At 30.5% G+C, this 18,131-nt stretch carries 18 protein-coding genes and 1 pseudogene; 10 read left to right on the forward strand and 9 right to left on the reverse strand.

The annotated features are described in order from the left end of the window. Nucleotides 1-21: 21 nt before the first annotated feature. The 8 genes and pseudogenes from ACYPV9_RS09410 to hemA all read right to left on the reverse strand — a co-directional run bounded on the left by ACYPV9_RS09410 (nt 22) and on the right by hemA (nt 7,881). Nucleotides 22-759, reverse strand: coding sequence for an EI24 domain-containing protein (locus tag ACYPV9_RS09410; RefSeq protein WP_459743245.1), 738 nt, complete (start codon nt 757-759; stop codon nt 22-24). A 115-nt stretch (nt 760-874) separates the two neighbouring features. After that, a complete protein-coding gene (locus ACYPV9_RS09415) occupies nt 875-1,219 on the reverse strand; it encodes a 5-carboxymethyl-2-hydroxymuconate Delta-isomerase (RefSeq protein WP_459743247.1) in 345 nt (114 codons plus the stop codon). 3 nt (nt 1,220-1,222) lie between these two features. Then, nucleotides 1,223-2,251 (reverse strand): uroporphyrinogen decarboxylase, encoded by a 1,029-nt coding sequence (hemE, locus tag ACYPV9_RS09420; protein ID WP_299065210.1) that lies wholly within the window; start codon nt 2,249-2,251, stop codon nt 1,223-1,225. 44 nt (nt 2,252-2,295) lie between these two features. After that, nucleotides 2,296-2,652, reverse strand: a pseudogene (locus tag ACYPV9_RS09425) (four helix bundle protein). A 24-nt stretch (nt 2,653-2,676) separates the two neighbouring features. Next, the gene (gene hemL, locus ACYPV9_RS09430; protein WP_459743250.1) at nt 2,677-3,969 is read right to left on the reverse strand and encodes a glutamate-1-semialdehyde 2,1-aminomutase; all 1,293 of its coding nucleotides are present in this window, start codon (nt 3,967-3,969) and stop codon (nt 2,677-2,679) included. Between the two features lie 20 nt (nt 3,970-3,989). After that, nucleotides 3,990-4,958 (reverse strand): porphobilinogen synthase, encoded by a 969-nt coding sequence (gene hemB, locus ACYPV9_RS09435; protein WP_459743252.1) that lies wholly within the window; start codon nt 4,956-4,958, stop codon nt 3,990-3,992. Nucleotides 4,959-5,027: 69 nt separating this feature from the next. Continuing rightward, complete coding sequence (gene hemC, locus ACYPV9_RS09440; protein ID WP_459743254.1) at nt 5,028-6,635, reverse strand: hydroxymethylbilane synthase; 1,608 nt, start codon at nt 6,633-6,635, stop codon at nt 5,028-5,030. Between the two features lie 10 nt (nt 6,636-6,645). Further along, nucleotides 6,646-7,881: a glutamyl-tRNA reductase gene (gene hemA, locus ACYPV9_RS09445; protein WP_459743256.1), complete on the reverse strand. Its 1,236-nt coding sequence runs from the start codon at nt 7,879-7,881 to the stop codon at nt 6,646-6,648. A 205-nt stretch (nt 7,882-8,086) separates the two neighbouring features. Between hemA and ACYPV9_RS09450 the strand changes: the two genes are divergently transcribed. Genes ACYPV9_RS09450 through ACYPV9_RS09465 form a run of 4 tightly spaced genes read left to right on the forward strand, consistent with a single transcriptional unit; the run spans nt 8,087 to nt 11,112 of the window. Then, complete coding sequence (locus ACYPV9_RS09450) at nt 8,087-8,971, forward strand: helix-turn-helix domain-containing protein (protein WP_299065201.1); 885 nt, start codon at nt 8,087-8,089, stop codon at nt 8,969-8,971. Between the two features lie 7 nt (nt 8,972-8,978). Further along, a complete protein-coding gene (locus tag ACYPV9_RS09455; protein ID WP_459743258.1) occupies nt 8,979-9,485 on the forward strand; it encodes a TrmH family RNA methyltransferase in 507 nt (168 codons plus the stop codon). Nucleotides 9,486-9,514: 29 nt separating this feature from the next. Then, a complete protein-coding gene (hemH, locus tag ACYPV9_RS09460) occupies nt 9,515-10,531 on the forward strand; it encodes a ferrochelatase (RefSeq protein ID WP_459743260.1) in 1,017 nt (338 codons plus the stop codon). 5 nt (nt 10,532-10,536) lie between these two features. Further along, nucleotides 10,537-11,112, forward strand: a complete 576-nt coding sequence (locus tag ACYPV9_RS09465) for a CopD family protein (protein ID WP_299065195.1) — start codon at nt 10,537-10,539, stop codon at nt 11,110-11,112. Nucleotide 11,113: 1 nt separating this feature from the next. Here the strand turns inward: ACYPV9_RS09465 and recR are convergent, their stop codons facing one another. Further along, a complete protein-coding gene (gene recR, locus ACYPV9_RS09470; RefSeq protein ID WP_299065191.1) occupies nt 11,114-11,731 on the reverse strand; it encodes a recombination mediator RecR in 618 nt (205 codons plus the stop codon). Nucleotides 11,732-11,824: 93 nt separating this feature from the next. Here recR and ACYPV9_RS09475 point away from each other — a divergent pair, with 93 nt between their 5' ends. The 6 genes from ACYPV9_RS09475 (at nt 11,825) to ACYPV9_RS09500 (ending at nt 17,814) form a co-directional block, all read left to right on the forward strand. After that, nucleotides 11,825-13,258 carry a sodium:solute symporter gene (locus ACYPV9_RS09475; protein ID WP_299065189.1) on the forward strand — a complete coding sequence of 478 codons (1,434 nt, stop codon included), beginning with the start codon at nt 11,825-11,827 and terminating at the stop codon, nt 13,256-13,258. A gap of 1 nt (nt 13,259) precedes the next feature. Further along, complete coding sequence (locus ACYPV9_RS09480) at nt 13,260-14,447, forward strand: BaiN/RdsA family NAD(P)/FAD-dependent oxidoreductase (RefSeq protein WP_459743264.1); 1,188 nt, start codon at nt 13,260-13,262, stop codon at nt 14,445-14,447. Between the two features lie 56 nt (nt 14,448-14,503). Then, nucleotides 14,504-15,151 carry a pyridoxamine 5'-phosphate oxidase gene (pdxH, locus tag ACYPV9_RS09485; protein WP_299065185.1) on the forward strand — a complete coding sequence of 216 codons (648 nt, stop codon included), beginning with the start codon at nt 14,504-14,506 and terminating at the stop codon, nt 15,149-15,151. Nucleotides 15,152-15,185: 34 nt separating this feature from the next. Next, the gene (locus tag ACYPV9_RS09490) at nt 15,186-15,674 is read left to right on the forward strand and encodes a SixA phosphatase family protein (protein ID WP_299065183.1); all 489 of its coding nucleotides are present in this window, start codon (nt 15,186-15,188) and stop codon (nt 15,672-15,674) included. Nucleotides 15,675-15,680: 6 nt separating this feature from the next. Continuing rightward, nucleotides 15,681-16,583 carry a Ppx/GppA phosphatase family protein gene (locus ACYPV9_RS09495; RefSeq protein ID WP_299065181.1) on the forward strand — a complete coding sequence of 301 codons (903 nt, stop codon included), beginning with the start codon at nt 15,681-15,683 and terminating at the stop codon, nt 16,581-16,583. Nucleotides 16,584-16,713: 130 nt separating this feature from the next. Continuing rightward, nucleotides 16,714-17,814 carry an OmpA family protein gene (locus ACYPV9_RS09500; RefSeq protein ID WP_299065179.1) on the forward strand — a complete coding sequence of 367 codons (1,101 nt, stop codon included), beginning with the start codon at nt 16,714-16,716 and terminating at the stop codon, nt 17,812-17,814. Nucleotides 17,815-18,131 lie beyond the last annotated feature (317 nt).

An 18,131-nucleotide genomic window follows, 5' to 3' on the forward strand; every position in this document is an offset into this window, starting at 1 on the left:
TTAGTTCTTATAAATAACTGATTATTGTTCTTTTAACAAATCTACTGTTTTTGTAGTTGCTGCAGTTACAGATAAAGGTAAAACAATAATGATTCCTATAAACGGTATTAGCAAACATAGCATAAACACAATTCCGTTTCCTATTGCTATCCCTTTGTTTTTACGAACAAAAGAAATACTATCGTTATAATTTAAATGACGCTCTAATGTGTAATCTATATTACCAAAACCAGCATAGTAAGACTGTACTAAAAACAGTAAAATGGTCGAAAAAATATTTACTACCGGAATAAATTTTAATAATAAAATAGGAATCGTAATTAATAATTCTTTGGATAAATTTCTGATATTAATTCGAATTCCTCTAATTAATTGTTCGTTAAAACTTGTTTTTCTGTGTTGATGTTTTAAACTTCCGTTGAAATAATTTTCTATTTTTTCTGAAACCGGGCTCATAAACGGAGCAGACAAAGCTAAAACGATGTGTTTGTATAAAATTAAACCTATTACCAAGACAAAAATTCCGCCAATAAAAGATGCAAAGGATGTAAACGTTTCTTTGCCCCAATCCCAAATCCAAACTTTAGCTATAAAACCACCTACATTGTCCGATAACCCATAAGCTGTAAAACCAATAATGGTTGCTGTAACAACACTAATAATTATAGGAATTATAAAATATTTCCAAAGTTTTAATTTTGAAATTAAATTAACAGCTCCTAAATATGCTTTTATTGCTGAAAGTATATTTTTTATCATTAGCCTTGGTTTGCGTTAGCGATTGTAATGGCATCCTTTTTGCTTTTTCTGCAAAAAGATATAATGGAAAGCGCGACTTTGTTTTTTTTAACAAAGTAACGCCCAAATTACTTATTTAAATCATAGATTTATTACAATAAGTAGCTTGTTCAAAATTTCTAATATTCATAGAAATGATAGGAACCTTTGGAAACAGCGTTGTTAATGTTGCTACAATTGCGTAGGATAAATCAGATTTTTGTTCTTCTGTTCTACCTTCCATAATATTACCAAAAACATGTATAAAATCTGCTTCTGCACTTTGCACTAAAGAGTGTTTAAATGGATTTAAACGAACTTTTATATCATCTCTATCAAATAATCCTGTAGAGAATGCTGTTTCAAAAACAGCTTCAAGCACCTTTCTTGGTTCTTGAAGCTTTAAAATATTTTCTGAACAGTCTAAAATAAAATGAGGCATTTTTTAATTTGCTTTATATTCTTTTACTGCATCTACAAATGCTTTTGCATGATCTAACGGAATATTTGGCAAAATACCATGTCCTAGATTTACAATGTATTTATCTTTACCAAACTCATTAATCATCTGGGTTACCATTTTCTTAATTTCTGATGGTGGAGAAAACAATCTTGTTGGATCGAAATTACCTTGCAAAGTTATATTTCCGCCAGATAAATAACGTGCATTTCTTGCAGAACACGTCCAATCTACACCTAACGCAGAAGCACCAGATTTAGACATTTCGTTTAACGCAAACCAACAACCTTTACCAAATGCAATTACCGGAGTAATATCTTTTAAAGCATCGATTATTTGTTGCATGTATTGCCAAGAAAATTCTTGATAATCTACTGGAGATAACATTCCTCCCCAAGAATCAAATACCTGAACAGCATCTACACCAGCCTCTACTTTTGCTTTTAAATACGCAATAGTTGTATCTGTAATTTTTTGTAATAAAGAATGTGCTACAACCGGATTTGTAAAACACAATTCTTTGGCTTTATCAAAGTTTTTAGAACCCTGACCTTGTACACAATAGCAAAGAATCGTCCAAGGTGAACCTGCGAAACCAATTAACGGAATTTCGTCATTTAGTTTTTCTTTAGTTGCTTTAATAGCATCCATTACGTAACCCAAAGAATCTTGAATATCTGGAATAATAACAGAGTCTAAATCTTTTTGAGTACGAATAGGATTTGGTAAATAAGGCCCGAAATTTGGTTTCATTTCCACATGAATATTCATTGCCTGCGGAATAACCAAAATATCAGAAAATAAAATAGCAGCGTCCATACCATACCTTCTAATAGGTTGTACAGTAATTTCTGATGCTAATTCTGGAGTTTGACAACGCGTAAAGAAATCGTATTTATGCTTGATTTCCATAAACTCTGGCAAATATCTTCCAGCTTGTCTCATCATCCAAACTGGCGGTCTATCTACAGTTTCTCCTTTTAATGCTCTTAAAAATAAATCGTTTTTTATCATTTTATAGCTTTTGGCTATTAGCTTTTAGCTTTTGGCTTTGGCTTTTAGCTATTCTTTATTTTATTTATTAATCCATTCATCATCTTGCCTTCTTTTTCTATAAGTTCAAAAATGACCTTTAATTCTTCTGATTCTATTAATTCTAATTCTTGAATTATTATAAGTTGAGTTTCAACCTCAAAAAGTGAACCTGTTGCAATTTCTAAAAATCGTTTAAATTCAACTTCACTATTTCTACTAGAACCTTCGGCTATATTTTATGGAATTGAAACGGCAGCTCTAGTAATTTGACTTTTCAATCCAAACTTTTCATCAGAAGGTAATTTTTGAGCTATTTTATAAATTTCTTTGACAATAACAATTCCTTGTTCCCAAATCTTTAATTTTCTAAAATTTCCCATAAATTCTCTACTAAAAGCAAATAGCTAAAAGCTAACGGCTACTTTTTTCATTGCCTTGTCAGTTGCATTTGCTATTATTTTTATATCCTTATCTTTTAATGCTGATGATAAAAACCAAGCTTCAAATTGACTTGGTGGTAAAAACACACCGTTTTTTATCATTTCCCAAAAGAAAACACCAAACTTTTCTGTATCTGAAGTTTGCGCTTCTTCAAAATTTGTAACTTTAGTTTTTGTAAAGAACGGATTTAACATAGAACCAAATCTATTTACTGTTAAATCTACATTGTATTTTTTAGCGGTTTCTAATAAAATTACTTCTATTATTGCACCAACCTCTTCGAATTTTTTATACGGATTTTGTTTTTTTAACTCGGTTAAAGTTGCAATTCCACCAGCCATAGCTATTGGGTTTCCAGACAATGTACCTGCTTGATACATTCCTCCTAATGGCGCAACATTTTCCATAATTTCGTTTCGTGCTCCGTAAGCTCCAACAGGAAAACCTCCACCAATTACTTTACCTAAACACGTAATATCTGCTGTAACACCTAATAATTCTTGTGCTCCACCAAATTTAGAACGAAAACCTGTCATTACTTCATCAGCAATTAATAAGGCTCCTTTAGTTTCTAAAAACTCTTTTAAGTCTTTTAAGAAATTATTTTGCGGAATTACAACACCCATATTACCACCGATTGGCTCTATAATTACACCAGCAATATCATCGTGTTCTTCAAAGTGTTTTTTAACACTTTCTAAATTATTGTATTCTGCAATTAACGTGTTTTTTACTGCGCCTTCTGGCACACCTTTAGAACCAGGTAAACTTAAAGTTGCCAATCCAGAACCTGCTGCAACCAATAACGCATCTTGATGCCCGTGATAACAACCAGAAAACTTAATAATTTTGTCTTTACCTGTAAATGCTCTAGCTAATCTAATTCCGCTTAAAACAGCTTCTGTACCAGAGTTTACAAAACGAACTTTATCCATTTCTGGAAAAGCGTCACAAACAATTTTTGCTAATTTTATTTCTGCTTCTGTAGATGCACCAAAAGAATAACCATTCTTTAAAGCTTTATCAACACCTTTTTGTACTTTTTTATGTCTGTGACCTAATATCATTGGCCCGTAAGAAAGTACTAAATCTACATATTCATTTCCGTCAACATCTGTAATTTTAGTTCCTTTTGCTTTTTTAATAAACAACGGATTTCCGCCAACAGAAGAAAATGCTCTTACCGGAGAATTTACTGCACCTACAAGATTTTTTAATCCTTTTTTGTATAATTTTTGTGATTTTATAAAGCTCATACTTTACTAGTTATTAGTCTTTAGTTGTTAGTCTTTAATACCCTTGCTGCTTCTTTAGCAAAATAAGTAATTATTATATCTGCTCCTGCTCTTTTCATAGATAACAGACTTTCCATCATCACTTTTTCTCCATCAATCCAACCTTTTTCTGCTGCTGCTTTAACCATTGCATATTCTCCGCTTACATTATAGCATGCAATTGGTCTATCGAAATTATTTTTTAAATCTCTAATAATATCTAAATAAGAAAGAGCTGGTTTTACCATTAAAATATCTGCTCCTTCTTGGTCATCAAAAGTAGCTTCACGCATTCCTTCATCTCTATTTGACGGATCCATTTGATAGGTTCTTCTGTCTCCAAATGTTGGTGCAGAATCTGCCGCATCTCTAAAAGGACCGTAAAAAGCGGATGCGTATTTTACAGAATATGCCATTATTGGTAAGTTCGGGAAACCTGTATTATCTAAAGACTGACGAATCATATCTATAGTTCCGTCCATCATGCCAGAGGGTGCAACCATATCTACACCTGCTTTTGCATGAGAAATTACTTGTTTTGCAAGATTTACTAAAGTTGCATCATTATCTACATCATTTTCATGTATAATTCCGCAGTGTCCATGAGATGTATATTCGCAAAAACAAACATCTGTAATTACATATAAACTAGGATAATTTTTCTTGATATAACGAATCGCTTTTTGCATAATTCCATCGTCATTCCACGTCTCTGTGCCTTCATCGTCTTTTTCTGATGGAATACCGAATAAAAGAATCGCAGGAATATTTAAAGAAACTACCTCATCTAATTCTTTCGAAATTCGATCTAAAGAAAAACGCTTAATCCCAGGCATAGAAACAATTTCTGTTTCGATGTTTTCTCCTTCTTCTATAAAAAGCGGATAAATAAGATCGTCTACAGACAGTTTAGTTTCTTTAACTAATCTTCTTATACCTTCTGTTTTTCTTAATCTTCTAGTTCTAAACATGTATGCTAACTTTAGTTATTTCGGAGAAAACTGACGAAATAATTATTTTTAAATACTCTTTGTCATTAATTAATTTGAAGAAAATTCTTCCCCGGAATAATAACTATTTATCAATTCTAAAACACTATCTACACTTGGTAAATTAGCAACTTCTACGTTTGCAAAGTGTTTTCTAGCTTCTACCGCAGTGGTTTCTCCTATACAAAATGCTGTTTTATCTTTAGAATTTACTTCTAAATAACTATTTATTCCAGAAGGACTATAAAACAAAACACCCGAAAATTCATCAGAAATTTTAACCGGACTTAACATTGTCTTGTAAGCTTCTATTTCGTTTACAACAATTTCATGGGCTTGTAAATACGTAGGAAAAACATCTAATCTTACATCGCTACAGAAATAAGTAATTTCTTTTACTTCTGTTTCTTTAGAGATGTACTCTGCAAGTTTTAAAGCATTTTTAGCAACGTAGGTTACTTTTCCTATTCTTTTTTCTATTAATTTCTTAGTTCTTCTACCAACACAATAAATATTTTTAAAATCTAATTCTTCTTTGGTAAAAGAGTTTAAGATAGCTTCTACACCATTTTGACTAGTAATTGCAACGTTTTCATGCGTGTGCTTTACTACTTTTGGCGAAATTCTATTAAATCTTATTTTTATAAAATCACTATCTTCTATACCTATCGCAGAAGAAAGATTTTCTTTTTGTAATTCTGATAACTTTTTAGTTGAATAAACTTTCGCAATCGAATCATCTTTACCTTCATCTTCTTGCATTAATTCTTTACCACCTCTATTTATCACATAATCAGCGCAATCTTTTGCTAAAAATTTATGGCTTCCAATTTTTGCAGTTTTGGTTACTGTAATTTTTTTAGAACCGTCTCTTTTTAATAAAATTCCTTTAAAGTTAATTTCACCTGTTTTATCATCAACATAAGCTAAAGCACCAATTGGGGCTGTACAACCACCTTCTAGCAATTTTAAAAACTCGCGCTCTATACCAACACAAACCTTAGTTTCATGATGATTTAATTGCTCGCAAGCATCAATAACAAACGTATCATTTTCTAATGCAGCAATCATAATTGCGCCTTGTGCTGGTGCAGGAATCATCCAAGTTAAAGGTATTGCACCTTTATCTCTTAACCCTAATCGTTCTAAACCTGCTGCTGCAAATACAGCTCCGTTCCAAGTCTCGCTAGTTCTAAGCTTCTCTAAACGCGTATTTACATTTCCTCTTAAATCTTCTACAGAATGCGTAGGGTAACGGTTTAACCATTGTGCTTTTCTACGTAAACTTCCTGTTGCAATTACTCCGTTTGGTTGACCAAAAAATTCTTCAGTATCTTTTAAAACCAAGATATCTGTATAATTTGCACGCTTTAAAACTGCAGCTTGCACAATACCTTCGGGCAGTGCGGTAGGCACATCTTTTAGAGAGTGTACAGCTATATCAATATCACCGTTTAACATGGCAATATCTAAGTTTTTAGTAAAAATACCTGTGATTCCTAATTCGTACAAAGGTTTGTCTAAAACAATATCACCTGTAGATTTAATTGGAACCAAAACAGCTTCATAACCTAATTCCTCTAATTCTTTGCGTACTTTATTTGCTTGCCAAAGCGCTAATTGGCTATCGCGAGTACCTATTCTTATTATTTTTTGCATGGAGTTTTAATTATGATTGAAACACTTTTTGAATAACTTCTATACTTTCTGAAACAGAAGTCTCTTCATCTTTTAAATGCTTAACAAACTGTGTAGTAATTTTTTGTATAAATCTTGAAGTTAAGATTTCTGCTTGATTTTCATCAAAATTTATTATCTTCTTTTTCTGAAAATTAATTTCATCTTTCTTTATTACTTCTAAAGATTCTTTTAAAGCCGCAATTGCTGGGGTAAATCTTCTATGGTTTAACCAACTATTAAACTCTGCCTTATGAGTCTCTATAATTTCTTTTGCAAACGGAATTTCTTGTTGACGAACAGCTAAAGTTTCATCTGTAATTTTAGAAAGCTCATCTACGTTTACCAAAGAAACACCTTCAACTTCTAAAACATCTTTTGCCACATTTTCTGGCATCGATAAATCTAAAATTAAAGTTTCTTTTTTATTTACAACGTGTTCTTTTGTAATTGTAGGCTTATCTGCACCTGTAGACACAATAATTACATCTGCATTTGCCACCTCTTCTGTTAAATTTTCGATAACAGATTTACGAATAGAAGCATGCTCTTTTACGAAAACATCTGTTTTTTCTTCGGTTCTATTGATTAAACTAACCTGTTTATTCTGCGTATATTCTGCTAAATTTTTACAAGTATGTTTTCCCATTTTACCTAAACCAAAAACTAAAATATTTTTAGAATTGTAATCTGGTAAATTCTTAATGATATATTGCACTGCAGCATAAGAAACTGAAGTTGTACCAGAACTTAATTTAGTATCGTTTTTAACACGTTTACTTGCTTGCAAAACACAGTTTACAAGTCTTTCAATATAAGCATCTGTAGTTCTTAATTGTTTTGCCAATTTAAAAGATTGTCTTAATTGACCAACAATTTCATAATCTCCTAAAATCTGACTTTCTAAACCTGTACCAATTCTAAACAAGTGACTAATTGCATCTTGATCTTTATTAATACTACAAATAGCATTAAATTCTTTAACTGTACCTTCAGAAAAATCACAAAGCAACTCTATAAGTAAACAAGGTCTATTGGCAAAACCAAAAATTTCTGTTCTATTACATGTAGAAATTATAAAGATAGATTTTATACCTCTTTCTTTAGCTGCAGTTAAAAGTGCGGCTTGATTTTCTTTGGATACAGAAAACTTACCACGCATTTCTGCATCTGCCTTTTTATAACTTACACCAATATTGTAAAAATGTTCTTGCCCTTGTTCCTTCATAAATCGTAAAAGATGATGCAAAAATAAAAAGAGGAATCAAAAAAAAGTATCGCTTAAAGAACTTTTAATAACGTTCTGTGTTTTTTAATGCTTTTATTATTAAAAAACATTCAAAAATCCTTATTTTTGTAGTGTTAACAAGTAATTAAACATTTTTTATATAGAATGATTCTAAATAAAAGAAGTTTCAATATTTAAGAAAATTATGTTTAAAAATGTCGGAGAAAGTTCTTTTGATGAAATAAACCTAGAAAAAGGGTTTTATGTTCTTCATTTTCAGAACGAAAGCAAAAAAGCCATCAATTTCGAAAGAGATATTGATAGTACATTTATACAAATGCACTTTTGTTTACGCGGTAATTCTAAATTTTTATTTAATTCTGGCGATTACACTTTTGACGTTTTAGACAACCGATCTATTCTATTGTACAATCCGCAGAGAACATTACCAATTAATCTAGAGATTCAACCAAAAACAACATTGGTTTCGCTTTTAATTTCTATTGAAAAATTCCATTCTTTATTTTCTAAAGAATCGGGTTATATACCTTTTTTAAGTGACGAAAATAGCAATCGAAAATTTTATGACGACACAGAAATCAAACCAACGGTTTCTATTGTTTTGCAACAAATCATCAACTCGAATATAAACAGTTCTATTAGACAGTTGTACGTTAAAGGTAAAATTTATGAGCTACTAAGTCTTCATTTTCAAAAAGAAGAAAGTGCAGATGCAGAATACTGCCCATTTTTAGTTGACGAACAAAATGTTATTAAAATTAGAAAAGCAAAAGATATTATAATTTCTAGAATGGCCGAACCACCAAGTTTGCAAGAATTAGCAACTGAAATAGGTTTGAACTTAAAAAAGCTAAAAGAAGGATTCAAGCAAATTTATGGCGATACAGTATATAGTTTTTTATTCGACTATAAAATGGAACACGCTAGAAAATTATTAGAATCTAATAAATATAATGTAAATGAAGTTGGCACACAAGTTGGCTATAGCACCGCAAGCCATTTTATTGCAGCTTTTAAAAAGAAATTTGGTACAACACCAAAAAAATATGTAATGAGTTTAAATAAATAATTGCAATTTGGAACAACTTACACATTACGACATCGAAAATAAGCAACAACAATTTCCTATAACAATTGTATGCGACGCTATTAGAACCCCAGAAAATATTGGAATGTGTTTTCGTATTTCTGAAAGTTTTGGTGTAGAAAAAATATATTTTCATGAAAACTCACCAACTACAGAAAATAGAATCGTAAAAAAAACTGCTAGAAACACTCTTAATCAAATAAAACACGAAGCCTACTCTAATTTCGATAAATTAATTACCGATTTAAAAGAAGCTGGCAATACAATTATTGGTATAGAAATTACTGATAAAAGTATCGATATTCAAGATTTTGATTTTAAAAATCATGAAAAAATCGTCTTACTTTTGGGAAGCGAAAGAAACGGTATCGAAAATATAAATTTAGTAGACAAAACCGTTGCAATACCAATGTTTGGAAGAAACTCTAGCATGAATGTAATACATAGTTTAGCGATAACTTTATATGAAGTTACCAACCAAATATCAAAAAAATAAGTAAACAACCACTTTTGAAGCATATATAAATGAAAGGTATTTTATTAAACAATTTAGGGTCTCCAGATTCTACAGATACAAAAGATGTAAAAAAATATTTAGGAGAATTTTTAATGGACGAGCGTGTAATTGATATTCCTTTTTGGAAACGCTGGATTCTTATTAAAGGTATCATCTTAAAAATTAGACCTAAAAAATCGGGTGCTGCTTACAAAAAGATTTGGTGGAAAGAAGGCTCTCCGTTAGTTGTAATTTCTGAAAGGTTTACTAAAAAAGTTGCCAAAAAAGTAGATATTCCTGTTGAGTTGGCAATGCGCTATGGTTCTATGTCTATGGAAAAAGGAATTAAAAATTTGGTTGACAAAGGCGTTACAGAAATTATGTTAGTTCCTTTATACCCACATTACGCAATGTCTTCTTATGAAACCGTTGTTGTTCTAGCAGAAGAAATTATTGCAGAAAAATATCCGCAGGTAAAATTAGATACTTTACCACCGTTTTATAACAAACCAGATTATATTAAAGTAATGAGCAACAACATTGCTAATCATTTAAAAGGTTTTGATTACGATCATGTTCTATTTTCTTATCACGGAATTCCAGAGCGTCACATCAAAAAATCTGACCCAACAAACAGTCATTGTAAAATAGATGGTTCTTGTTGCGATCGAAATTCCGTAGCACATCATACTTGTTATAGACATCAATGTTTTGAAACTACCAAAGCAATTGCTAAAGAATTAGGTTTCGATGAAACAAATCATAGCAATTCATTTCAATCTCGATTGTTAAAAGATCCTTGGTTAAAACCTTATACAGATTTTGAACTAGAAAAATTTCCAACAATTGGTAAAAAGAAGCTTGCTGTAATAACACCTGCGTTTGTTGCTGATTGTTTAGAAACTTTAGAAGAAATTGCCATGGAAGGTAAAGAAGAATTCTTAGAAGCAGGCGGAACAGATTACAAACATATACCATGTATGAATGATAATGATGATTGGGTAGATGTTATGGTTTCTTGGATAAATGATTGGAAAAACAAATAATTAATATGGATTTTCTTTACGTTAAAGCATTACACATTATTTTTGTAGTAACTTGGTTTGCAGGTTTATTTTATATTCCGAGATTGTTTATTTACCAAACTGAAGCTGAAAATAAATTAGAACCTGCAAAATCTATTTTGCAAACACAGTACAAATTAATGACAAAAAGGTTATGGTATATAATTACCTGGCCTTCTGCTATTTTAGCAAGTACTTTTGCTTTTTGGATGCTTATCGAAAATCCTACTTATTTATCAGAACCTTGGATGTTAGTAAAACTAGCATTTGTTTTAGCTTTGTATTTCTACCACGGATTTTGTCATTCAATATTTAAAAAACTTCAAAAAGATATTGTAAAATATTCTGCCTTTAGATTGCGAATATTTAACGAAATATCGACTATAATTCTATTTGCAGTTGTCTTTTTAGTAACTGTAAAAAGCGCAATAAATTGGATTTGGGGCGTTGTAGGAATTATACTTTTCGGAATTTTAATGATGCTTGGTATTAAACTCTACAAAAAAATTAGAGAAAAAAAATCTTGGGAAAAAGCAGAAAAAGAGGTTTTAGACAAAGACTAATTTAACCTCTTATGCTTTGTTCAAAAGGTATTCTATTTAAAATAGATCTTCCTAATGTAACTTCATCTGCGTATTCTAATTCGTCGCCTACAGAAATTCCTCGTGCAATAGTACTTGTTGTAATTTCAAATTTTTCTATTTGCTTAAAAATATAAAAGTTGGTTGTATCACCTTCCATAGTAGAACTTAAAGCAAAAATTAATTCTTTAATTTCACCACTACTTACTTTATTAATTAAAGACTCTATTTTTAAATTCTGAGGCCCAATACCTTCGATAGGAGATATTTTTCCACCTAAAACATGGTACAATCCTTTAAACTGAGCTGTACTTTCTATTGCCATTACATCTCTTATATCTTCTACAACACAAACAATTTCTGGGTTTCTCTTCGGATTTTGGCAAATATCACACAAAATAGTATCAGAAATATTATGACATTTTTCGCAAGTTTTTACATCATTTCTTAAATGCAAAAGAGCTTCAGATAAATATTTTGTATTTTCTGATGGTTGTTTTAATAAATGTAACACTAAACGCAATGCAGTTCTTTTACCAATACCCGGTAATCTAGAAACTTCATTCACCGCATTTTCTAGTAATTTTGAAGAAAAATCCATAACTGCAAATTTAACTCTTTCAAGAGAAAAGAATCAATAAAAAAGAAAAAAGACTCTTAAAAAACATATATTCGTAACCAAATAAAAACTAAAATGAAACCCGAATATATCATCTTATTAATAGTTGCATATTTTACTGTTTTGATACTTATTTCTTATATCACAGGTAAATCTGCAGACAATAAAACGTTTTTTAAAGCAAATAATTCGTCGCCTTGGTATTTAGTAGCTTTTGGTATGATTGGTGCATCACTTTCTGGTGTAACATTTATTTCTGTACCAGGTTGGGTAGAAGGTCAAAACATGAGTTATTTTCAAATGGTTTTGGGTTATATTGTTGGTTACACAGTTATTGGTTTGGTTTTATTACCGCTGTATTACAAATTGAATCTAACATCAATTTACACCTATTTAGAAGATAGATTTGGTAAAAATTCTTACAAAACCGGAGCTAGTTTTTTCTTATTATCTAGAACCATTGGTGCCGCTTTTAGACTCTTTTTAGTTGCCAATGTATTGCAATTATTATTATTTGATAGTTATGGTGTTCCGTTTTGGGTAACTGTTTCAATTACAATACTTTTAATATGGTTATATACTTTTAAAGGAGGTATAAAAACCATTGTTTGGACAGATACTTTGCAAACTTTATTTATGCTGATTGCAGTTGGCGTTTGTATTTATACGATTTCTGATGAAATGGGAATAAGTAATCTTTTTACATATGTTGCAGACAACGAACTATCTAAAACATTCTTTTTTGAAGATGTAAATGCTGGTAACTATTTCTGGAAACGATTTCTTGCGGGTGCTTTCATCTCTATAGTTATGACTGGTTTAGACCAAGATATGATGCAGAAAAACTTAACCTGCAGAAACCTAAAAGATGCTCAGAAAAACATGTTTTGGTTTACAATTGTACTTGTTATTGTTAACTTTTTCTTTTTAGCATTGGGTGTTTTACTTACAGATTATGCCAAATCTAACGGAATAGACGCACACAAAGACGAACTTTTTCCTATAATTGCAACAAAAGGCACTTTAGGTTTGGCAACTGCCATCTTTTTCCTATTAGGATTAATTGCTGCGGCATACTCTAGTGCAGATTCTGCACTAACATCTTTAACAACTTCTTTTAGCATTGATATTTTAGAGATTGACAAACAAAAAGACAAAGCAAAACAAGAGAAAACGAGAAAAAAAATACACGTTCTTTTTTCTTTAATTTTAATAGCAACCATTTTAGTATTTAAATATTTTATTGCTGATGCAAGTGTTATTGCTAAAATATTTACGTTTGCAAACTATACTTATGGTCCATTATTAGGTTTATATGCCTTTGGTCTTTTTACAAACATTAAAGTAAAAGACAAAATGGTACCGCTTATTTGTTTAGCCTCTCCCTTTCTAACCTATTTAGTAAATTTTTTGTCTTTAGAGTATTTTAATTTTGATTTTGATTTTTCTCTATTAATCTTAAACGGATTTATTACTTTCTTAGGATTGTATTTTTTTAAGAAAAAATAACATGAAAAAGGAGATTTCTATAATTGGTAGCGGACCATCAGCTTTATTTTTAGCTGCTTTTTTAGATCTTGAAAAATACAACGTTACTATTTTCGAAAAAAATAAAACTGCTGGTAGAAAGTTTTTAGTTGCTGGTAAGGGCGGTTTCAATTTAACACATTCAGAATCTATAGCCGAACTTATAGATAAATATACACCAACAACTTTTTTAAAAAAATCAATTACAAGTTTTACAAACCAAAACTTTAGAGATTGGTTATTAAAAATAGGAATTCCAACTTATATCGGAAGTAGCAAAAGAGTCTATCCAAAAGAAGGAATTAAACCGATAGAAGTACTAAACACTATTTTGAAATATCTAGAAGATAAAGGAGTTCAATTTAAGTTTAACCATCTCTTTTCGACTTGGGACAATGAAAACAACATCATAATTAATGATAAAATAATAAAATCTGATTTTACGGTTTTTGCCTTAGGAGGCGCAAGTTGGAAGGTTACAGGCTCTGATGGAAATTGGCTTGATACTTTTACATCCAAAGGGATAAAAACAACACCTTTTGAAGCCTCTAATTGTGCTTTTAAAATTAATTGGAAATCAGATTTTTTGAAAAAAAACGAAGGAAAACCGCTTAAAAATATTGCAATTTATTGCGACTCAAAACAACAAAAAGGAGAAGTAGTAATTACAAAATTTGGCTTAGAAGGAAACGGTATTTATGGCTTAAGTCCGCAAATTAGACATCAATTAAACTTAGCAAATAAAGCCAAAATTTATATTGATTTTAAACCCGCTTTTAATTTAGAAAAAGTAACGCTTAAAATTAAGAATGCATATTCTAAAAACACTACCCAAATCTTAAAAAAAGAATTAAAATTGAGCAGTTCTGTAATTGATTTATTAAAAGATTATTTAATTAAAGAGGAGTATTTAAATCTAGATATCCTTTCAAAAAAAATTAAAAAATTTCCATTAGAGATAATAGCTGTAAATTCTTTAGACAAAGCTATTTCTTCTGTTGGCGGTGTAAGTTTAACCGCTGTTGACAATCACGGACAATTAAATGTCTTAAAAAATCAATTTTGTATTGGCGAAATGTTAAATTGGGATGCACCAACCGGAGGTTATTTAATTCAAGGTTGTGTTAGCTCTGGATTTTCTTTGGCAAATTACCTCAACAAATTGAGCTAATAATTTAAGATTGTACTTAAATTATTCAGTATTTTTACATAATTAAACTTTTTTAAATGTCTAAAGACTTATCAAATTACCGAAAATCATACGAAAAGGAAGAGTTATTAGAAAGTAATTGTCCTGAAAATCCAATGGAATTATTTCAAACTTGGTTTAAAAATGCAGATGAATCTAATACTGTAGAAGAAACAAATGCTATGAATGTTTCTACGATTGGTAAAGATGGTTTTCCTAAAAACAGAATTGTTTTATTAAAGAAATTTACTTGGGAAGGTTTTGTTTTTTATACAAATTATACATCAGAAAAAGGAAAAGCAATAGAAGCTAACAATAACATTTGTTTGTCTTTTTTTTGGCCAGCATTAGAGCAACAAATTATAATTAAAGGGATTGCAGAAAAACAAATCGAAAACTTGTCTGATGGTTATTTCGAGTCGAGACCAGAGGGCAGTAAACTTGGTGCTTGGGCATCTAACCAAAGTAGCGTTGTTGCTTCAAGAAAAACTTTAGAAGACAATTTAAAATCTTTCGAAAAGAAATTTGAAGGTAAAGAAATAAATAGACCAAAACATTGGGGCGGATTTTTGGTAAAACCCATCTCTATAGAATTTTGGCAAGGTAGACCAAATAGGCTCCATGACAGAATAAGATATAGTCTAGAAAAAGATTTTTCTTGGAAAATTGAACGATTAGCTCCATAAATTTTTATATTTACCCTTATCAATTAAAATTTAGATGAAAACACTTTATATAGTAAGACACGCAAAATCTTCTTGGGAATACTCTGGTATTGAAGATATTGACAGACCCTTAAAAAAGCGTGGTATTAAAGACGCTCATTTAATGTCTAAGTTTTTAACAAAAAAAATAGAAAAACCAGATGCTTTTATTACGAGTAGTGCCAACAGAGCATTGCATACAGCTGTAATATTTTGCGAAAATTTTGGCTTTCCTCATGCCAATCTTCAAATAAAAAGACAACTTTATAGTTTTAGCGATGGCTATCTAGTAAAAACCGTTAATGCATTAGATGATGGTTTCAACTCGGCAATAATATTTAGTCACGATCATGGTATAAATACTTTTGTTAATGAATTTGGAAATAAGCCAATTGCACATGTTACAACTTGTGGTGTAATAGGCATTCAATTTGAAGAAAAACACTGGAAAAATATTAGAAGAGGTAAAACAATTTTAGTAGAGTTTCCTAAAAATCTTAAATAAAGTACTTTGTTAGAAATAAAAAAATTCGCAGCAATAGACATTGGTTCAAATGCCATTAGATTATTAATTTCAAACGTAATAATCTCTGATGATAGAGAACCTCAATTTAAAAAATCATCTTTAGTACGTGTGCCTATTAGATTAGGTGCAGATGTATTTGTTAATGAAGGCATTATTAGTGATGCAAACATTAGCAGAATGATTAATGCTATGGAGGCTTTTAAATTACTAATGAATATACATGGCGTAGAAAAATATAAAGCGTGTGCAACTTCTGCTATGAGAGAAGCTTCTAACGGAGAAGTTGTAGTAGAAGAGATTTTTAATAAAACCGGAGTAAAAATTGACATTATTGGTGGTAAAGAAGAAGCAGCAATTATATCGTCTACAGATTTAAATGAATTAATAGAAGGAGACAATTCTTATTTATATGTAGATGTTGGTGGAGGAAGTACAGAATTTACTGTTTTCTCTAAAGGAAAAATTGTTAATTCTAAATCATTTAAAATGGGTACAGTTCGTTTATTAAATAATAAAAAATCTGTAAACAAAGAAATGTTTGCCAACGTAGAAAAATGGATTAAGAAAAATACAAAAGATTTAAAAAGAATTTCTTTAATAGGTTCTGGTGGAAACATCAACAAACTATTTAAAATGTCTGGTAGAACAGAAGGAAAACCAATCTCTTTTATCTACTTAAATGCTCAATATCAGTTCTTAAAAAACATGAGCTATGATGAAAGAATTTCTGAACTTAGTTTGAATCCTGATAGAGCAGATGTTATTATTCCTGCAACAAAAATATACTTATCTGCCATGAAATGGAGTGGCGCTAGAAAAATTTATGTGCCAAAAATCGGTTTATCAGACGGTATAATTAAAAGCCTGCATAACAACACCTTAACCTAAAAATAACATTAACTTTTCTTTCACCTTTCTTTAACTTTTCATTAACATTTAATAATATTTTGTATCTTTATAGTGACTTTTATACAACAATAGAGTCTTAATAGTGAACATTAATATTAAAACAATTACAATGAAAAAAGTATTACTTAGTGGTTTTTTCTTAATGATTGGAGCTGTAGCTTTCGGTCAAGATTTACCAACAAACCCAGAACCTGGAAAATGTTATGTACGTTGTAAAACTCCAGAAGTATGGAAAAATGAAGACGTAACAATTGAAGTAGCACCAGCTTACAAAAAAATAGTTACGTATCCTGCAACTTATAAAACTGTTACAGAAAGAGTATTAATTAAAGAAGCAGACCAACGTTTAGTTGTTGTACCAAGTGTTTGGGAAACTAAAACAGTAACGTATACAGGTAAAGAAGATGCAAATAGCTTAAGAGTTATTAATGCTACTTTTAGTCCAGATTCTCAAGTAATAGAAACTAAAGCTGCATCTGCAGTTTGGGAAATGAGCGAAAAAGCACCTGATTGTGAGTCTAGTGACCCTAACGATTGTAGATACTGGTGTTATAAACCAATTCCTGCAAAGTTTGTTACTGTATCTCAAACTGTATTAAAATCAGATGCTTCTACAACTAAAACTGTTGTACCTGGTTACGAAAAAACGTACACTAAAAAAGTTATGGTTTCTGGTCCTACAACTAAAACTATCGATATACCTGCTGTTTATGGTTCTATCAAGAAAATTGTTTTAGTAAAAGACGCTTACCAAGAAGAAGTAACTGTTCCTGCTAAATACAAGACTGTAACTAAAGAAGTTTTAGTTAACAAAGGTGGTTTAACTACTTGGAAAGAAGTTGAATGTGAATTAGTAAACAACACTCCATTACCAATTAACTGGAACTTAGGAAGTGCTACTTTAACTAGTGCTGCTAAAAGAATTATTGATGCAAGATTATTACCAATCTTAAAAGACGGTGTAGCTGTAGCAATTGAGTCTCATACAGATTCTAGAGGAACTAAAGCTAACAACCAAAATTTATCTGAAAGAAGAGCGCAAGCAGTAACAAACTACTTAATCTCTAAAGGAGTTAATCCTAGCCAATTAACTGGTAACGGTCTTGGTGAATCTAAATTAACTAACAGGTGTGCTGATGGAGTTTCTTGCACAGAAGCAGAACACAGAGCAAACAGAAGAACAACTTTTAGAGTTGTAAATCAAAAATAATTAATAGTAATTAATACTATATTAAAACCGAAGCAATATGCTTCGGTTTTTTTGTTTTTGTAAGTTTTTTAGTCACTTAATTTATAGACCACAAAGAACTCTAAGCGTATTAAAAATAATAAAACCATTATCTCTAGTCCAAAATAGAGCAATCCTAATTTTGTAATTAAATTGTAATTACAAAGAACTATTGCAATTGATAAGAAGCAATAAAATAAATTTAAAACCGCTATTATCCTTAAAAAAGCAAGAACTTTAATAGGGGTTCTAAAATAACAGTATACGTTATAAACAAAAAAAATAGATGGAAAAACAGC

It is taken from the genome of Polaribacter sp. OB-PA-B3, assembly GCF_054589375.1.

Coding starts and splice junctions, on each gene's coding strand:
- hemC (WP_459743254.1), bottom strand. CDS start 6,635: ATGCAAAAAATAATAAGAATAGGTACTCGCGATAGCCAATTAGCGCTT.
- ACYPV9_RS09490 (WP_299065183.1), top strand. CDS start 15,186: ATGAAAACACTTTATATAGTAAGACACGCAAAATCTTCTTGGGAATAC.
- hemB (WP_459743252.1), bottom strand. CDS start 4,958: ATGTTTAGAACTAGAAGATTAAGAAAAACAGAAGGTATAAGAAGATTA.
- ACYPV9_RS09415 (WP_459743247.1), bottom strand. CDS start 1,219: ATGCCTCATTTTATTTTAGACTGTTCAGAAAATATTTTAAAGCTTCAA.
- ACYPV9_RS09475 (WP_299065189.1), top strand. CDS start 11,825: ATGAAACCCGAATATATCATCTTATTAATAGTTGCATATTTTACTGTT.
- ACYPV9_RS09500 (WP_299065179.1), top strand. CDS start 16,714: ATGAAAAAAGTATTACTTAGTGGTTTTTTCTTAATGATTGGAGCTGTA.
- hemA (WP_459743256.1), bottom strand. CDS start 7,881: ATGAAGGAACAAGGGCAAGAACATTTTTACAATATTGGTGTAAGTTAT.
- ACYPV9_RS09465 (WP_299065195.1), top strand. CDS start 10,537: ATGGATTTTCTTTACGTTAAAGCATTACACATTATTTTTGTAGTAACT.
- recR (WP_299065191.1), bottom strand. CDS start 11,731: ATGGATTTTTCTTCAAAATTACTAGAAAATGCGGTGAATGAAGTTTCT.
- pdxH (WP_299065185.1), top strand. CDS start 14,504: ATGTCTAAAGACTTATCAAATTACCGAAAATCATACGAAAAGGAAGAG.
- hemH (WP_459743260.1), top strand. CDS start 9,515: ATGAAAGGTATTTTATTAAACAATTTAGGGTCTCCAGATTCTACAGAT.
- hemE (WP_299065210.1), bottom strand. CDS start 2,251: ATGATAAAAAACGATTTATTTTTAAGAGCATTAAAAGGAGAAACTGTA.
- ACYPV9_RS09480 (WP_459743264.1), top strand. CDS start 13,260: ATGAAAAAGGAGATTTCTATAATTGGTAGCGGACCATCAGCTTTATTT.
- hemL (WP_459743250.1), bottom strand. CDS start 3,969: ATGAGCTTTATAAAATCACAAAAATTATACAAAAAAGGATTAAAAAAT.
- ACYPV9_RS09410 (WP_459743245.1), bottom strand. CDS start 759: ATGATAAAAAATATACTTTCAGCAATAAAAGCATATTTAGGAGCTGTT.
- ACYPV9_RS09450 (WP_299065201.1), top strand. CDS start 8,087: ATGTTTAAAAATGTCGGAGAAAGTTCTTTTGATGAAATAAACCTAGAA.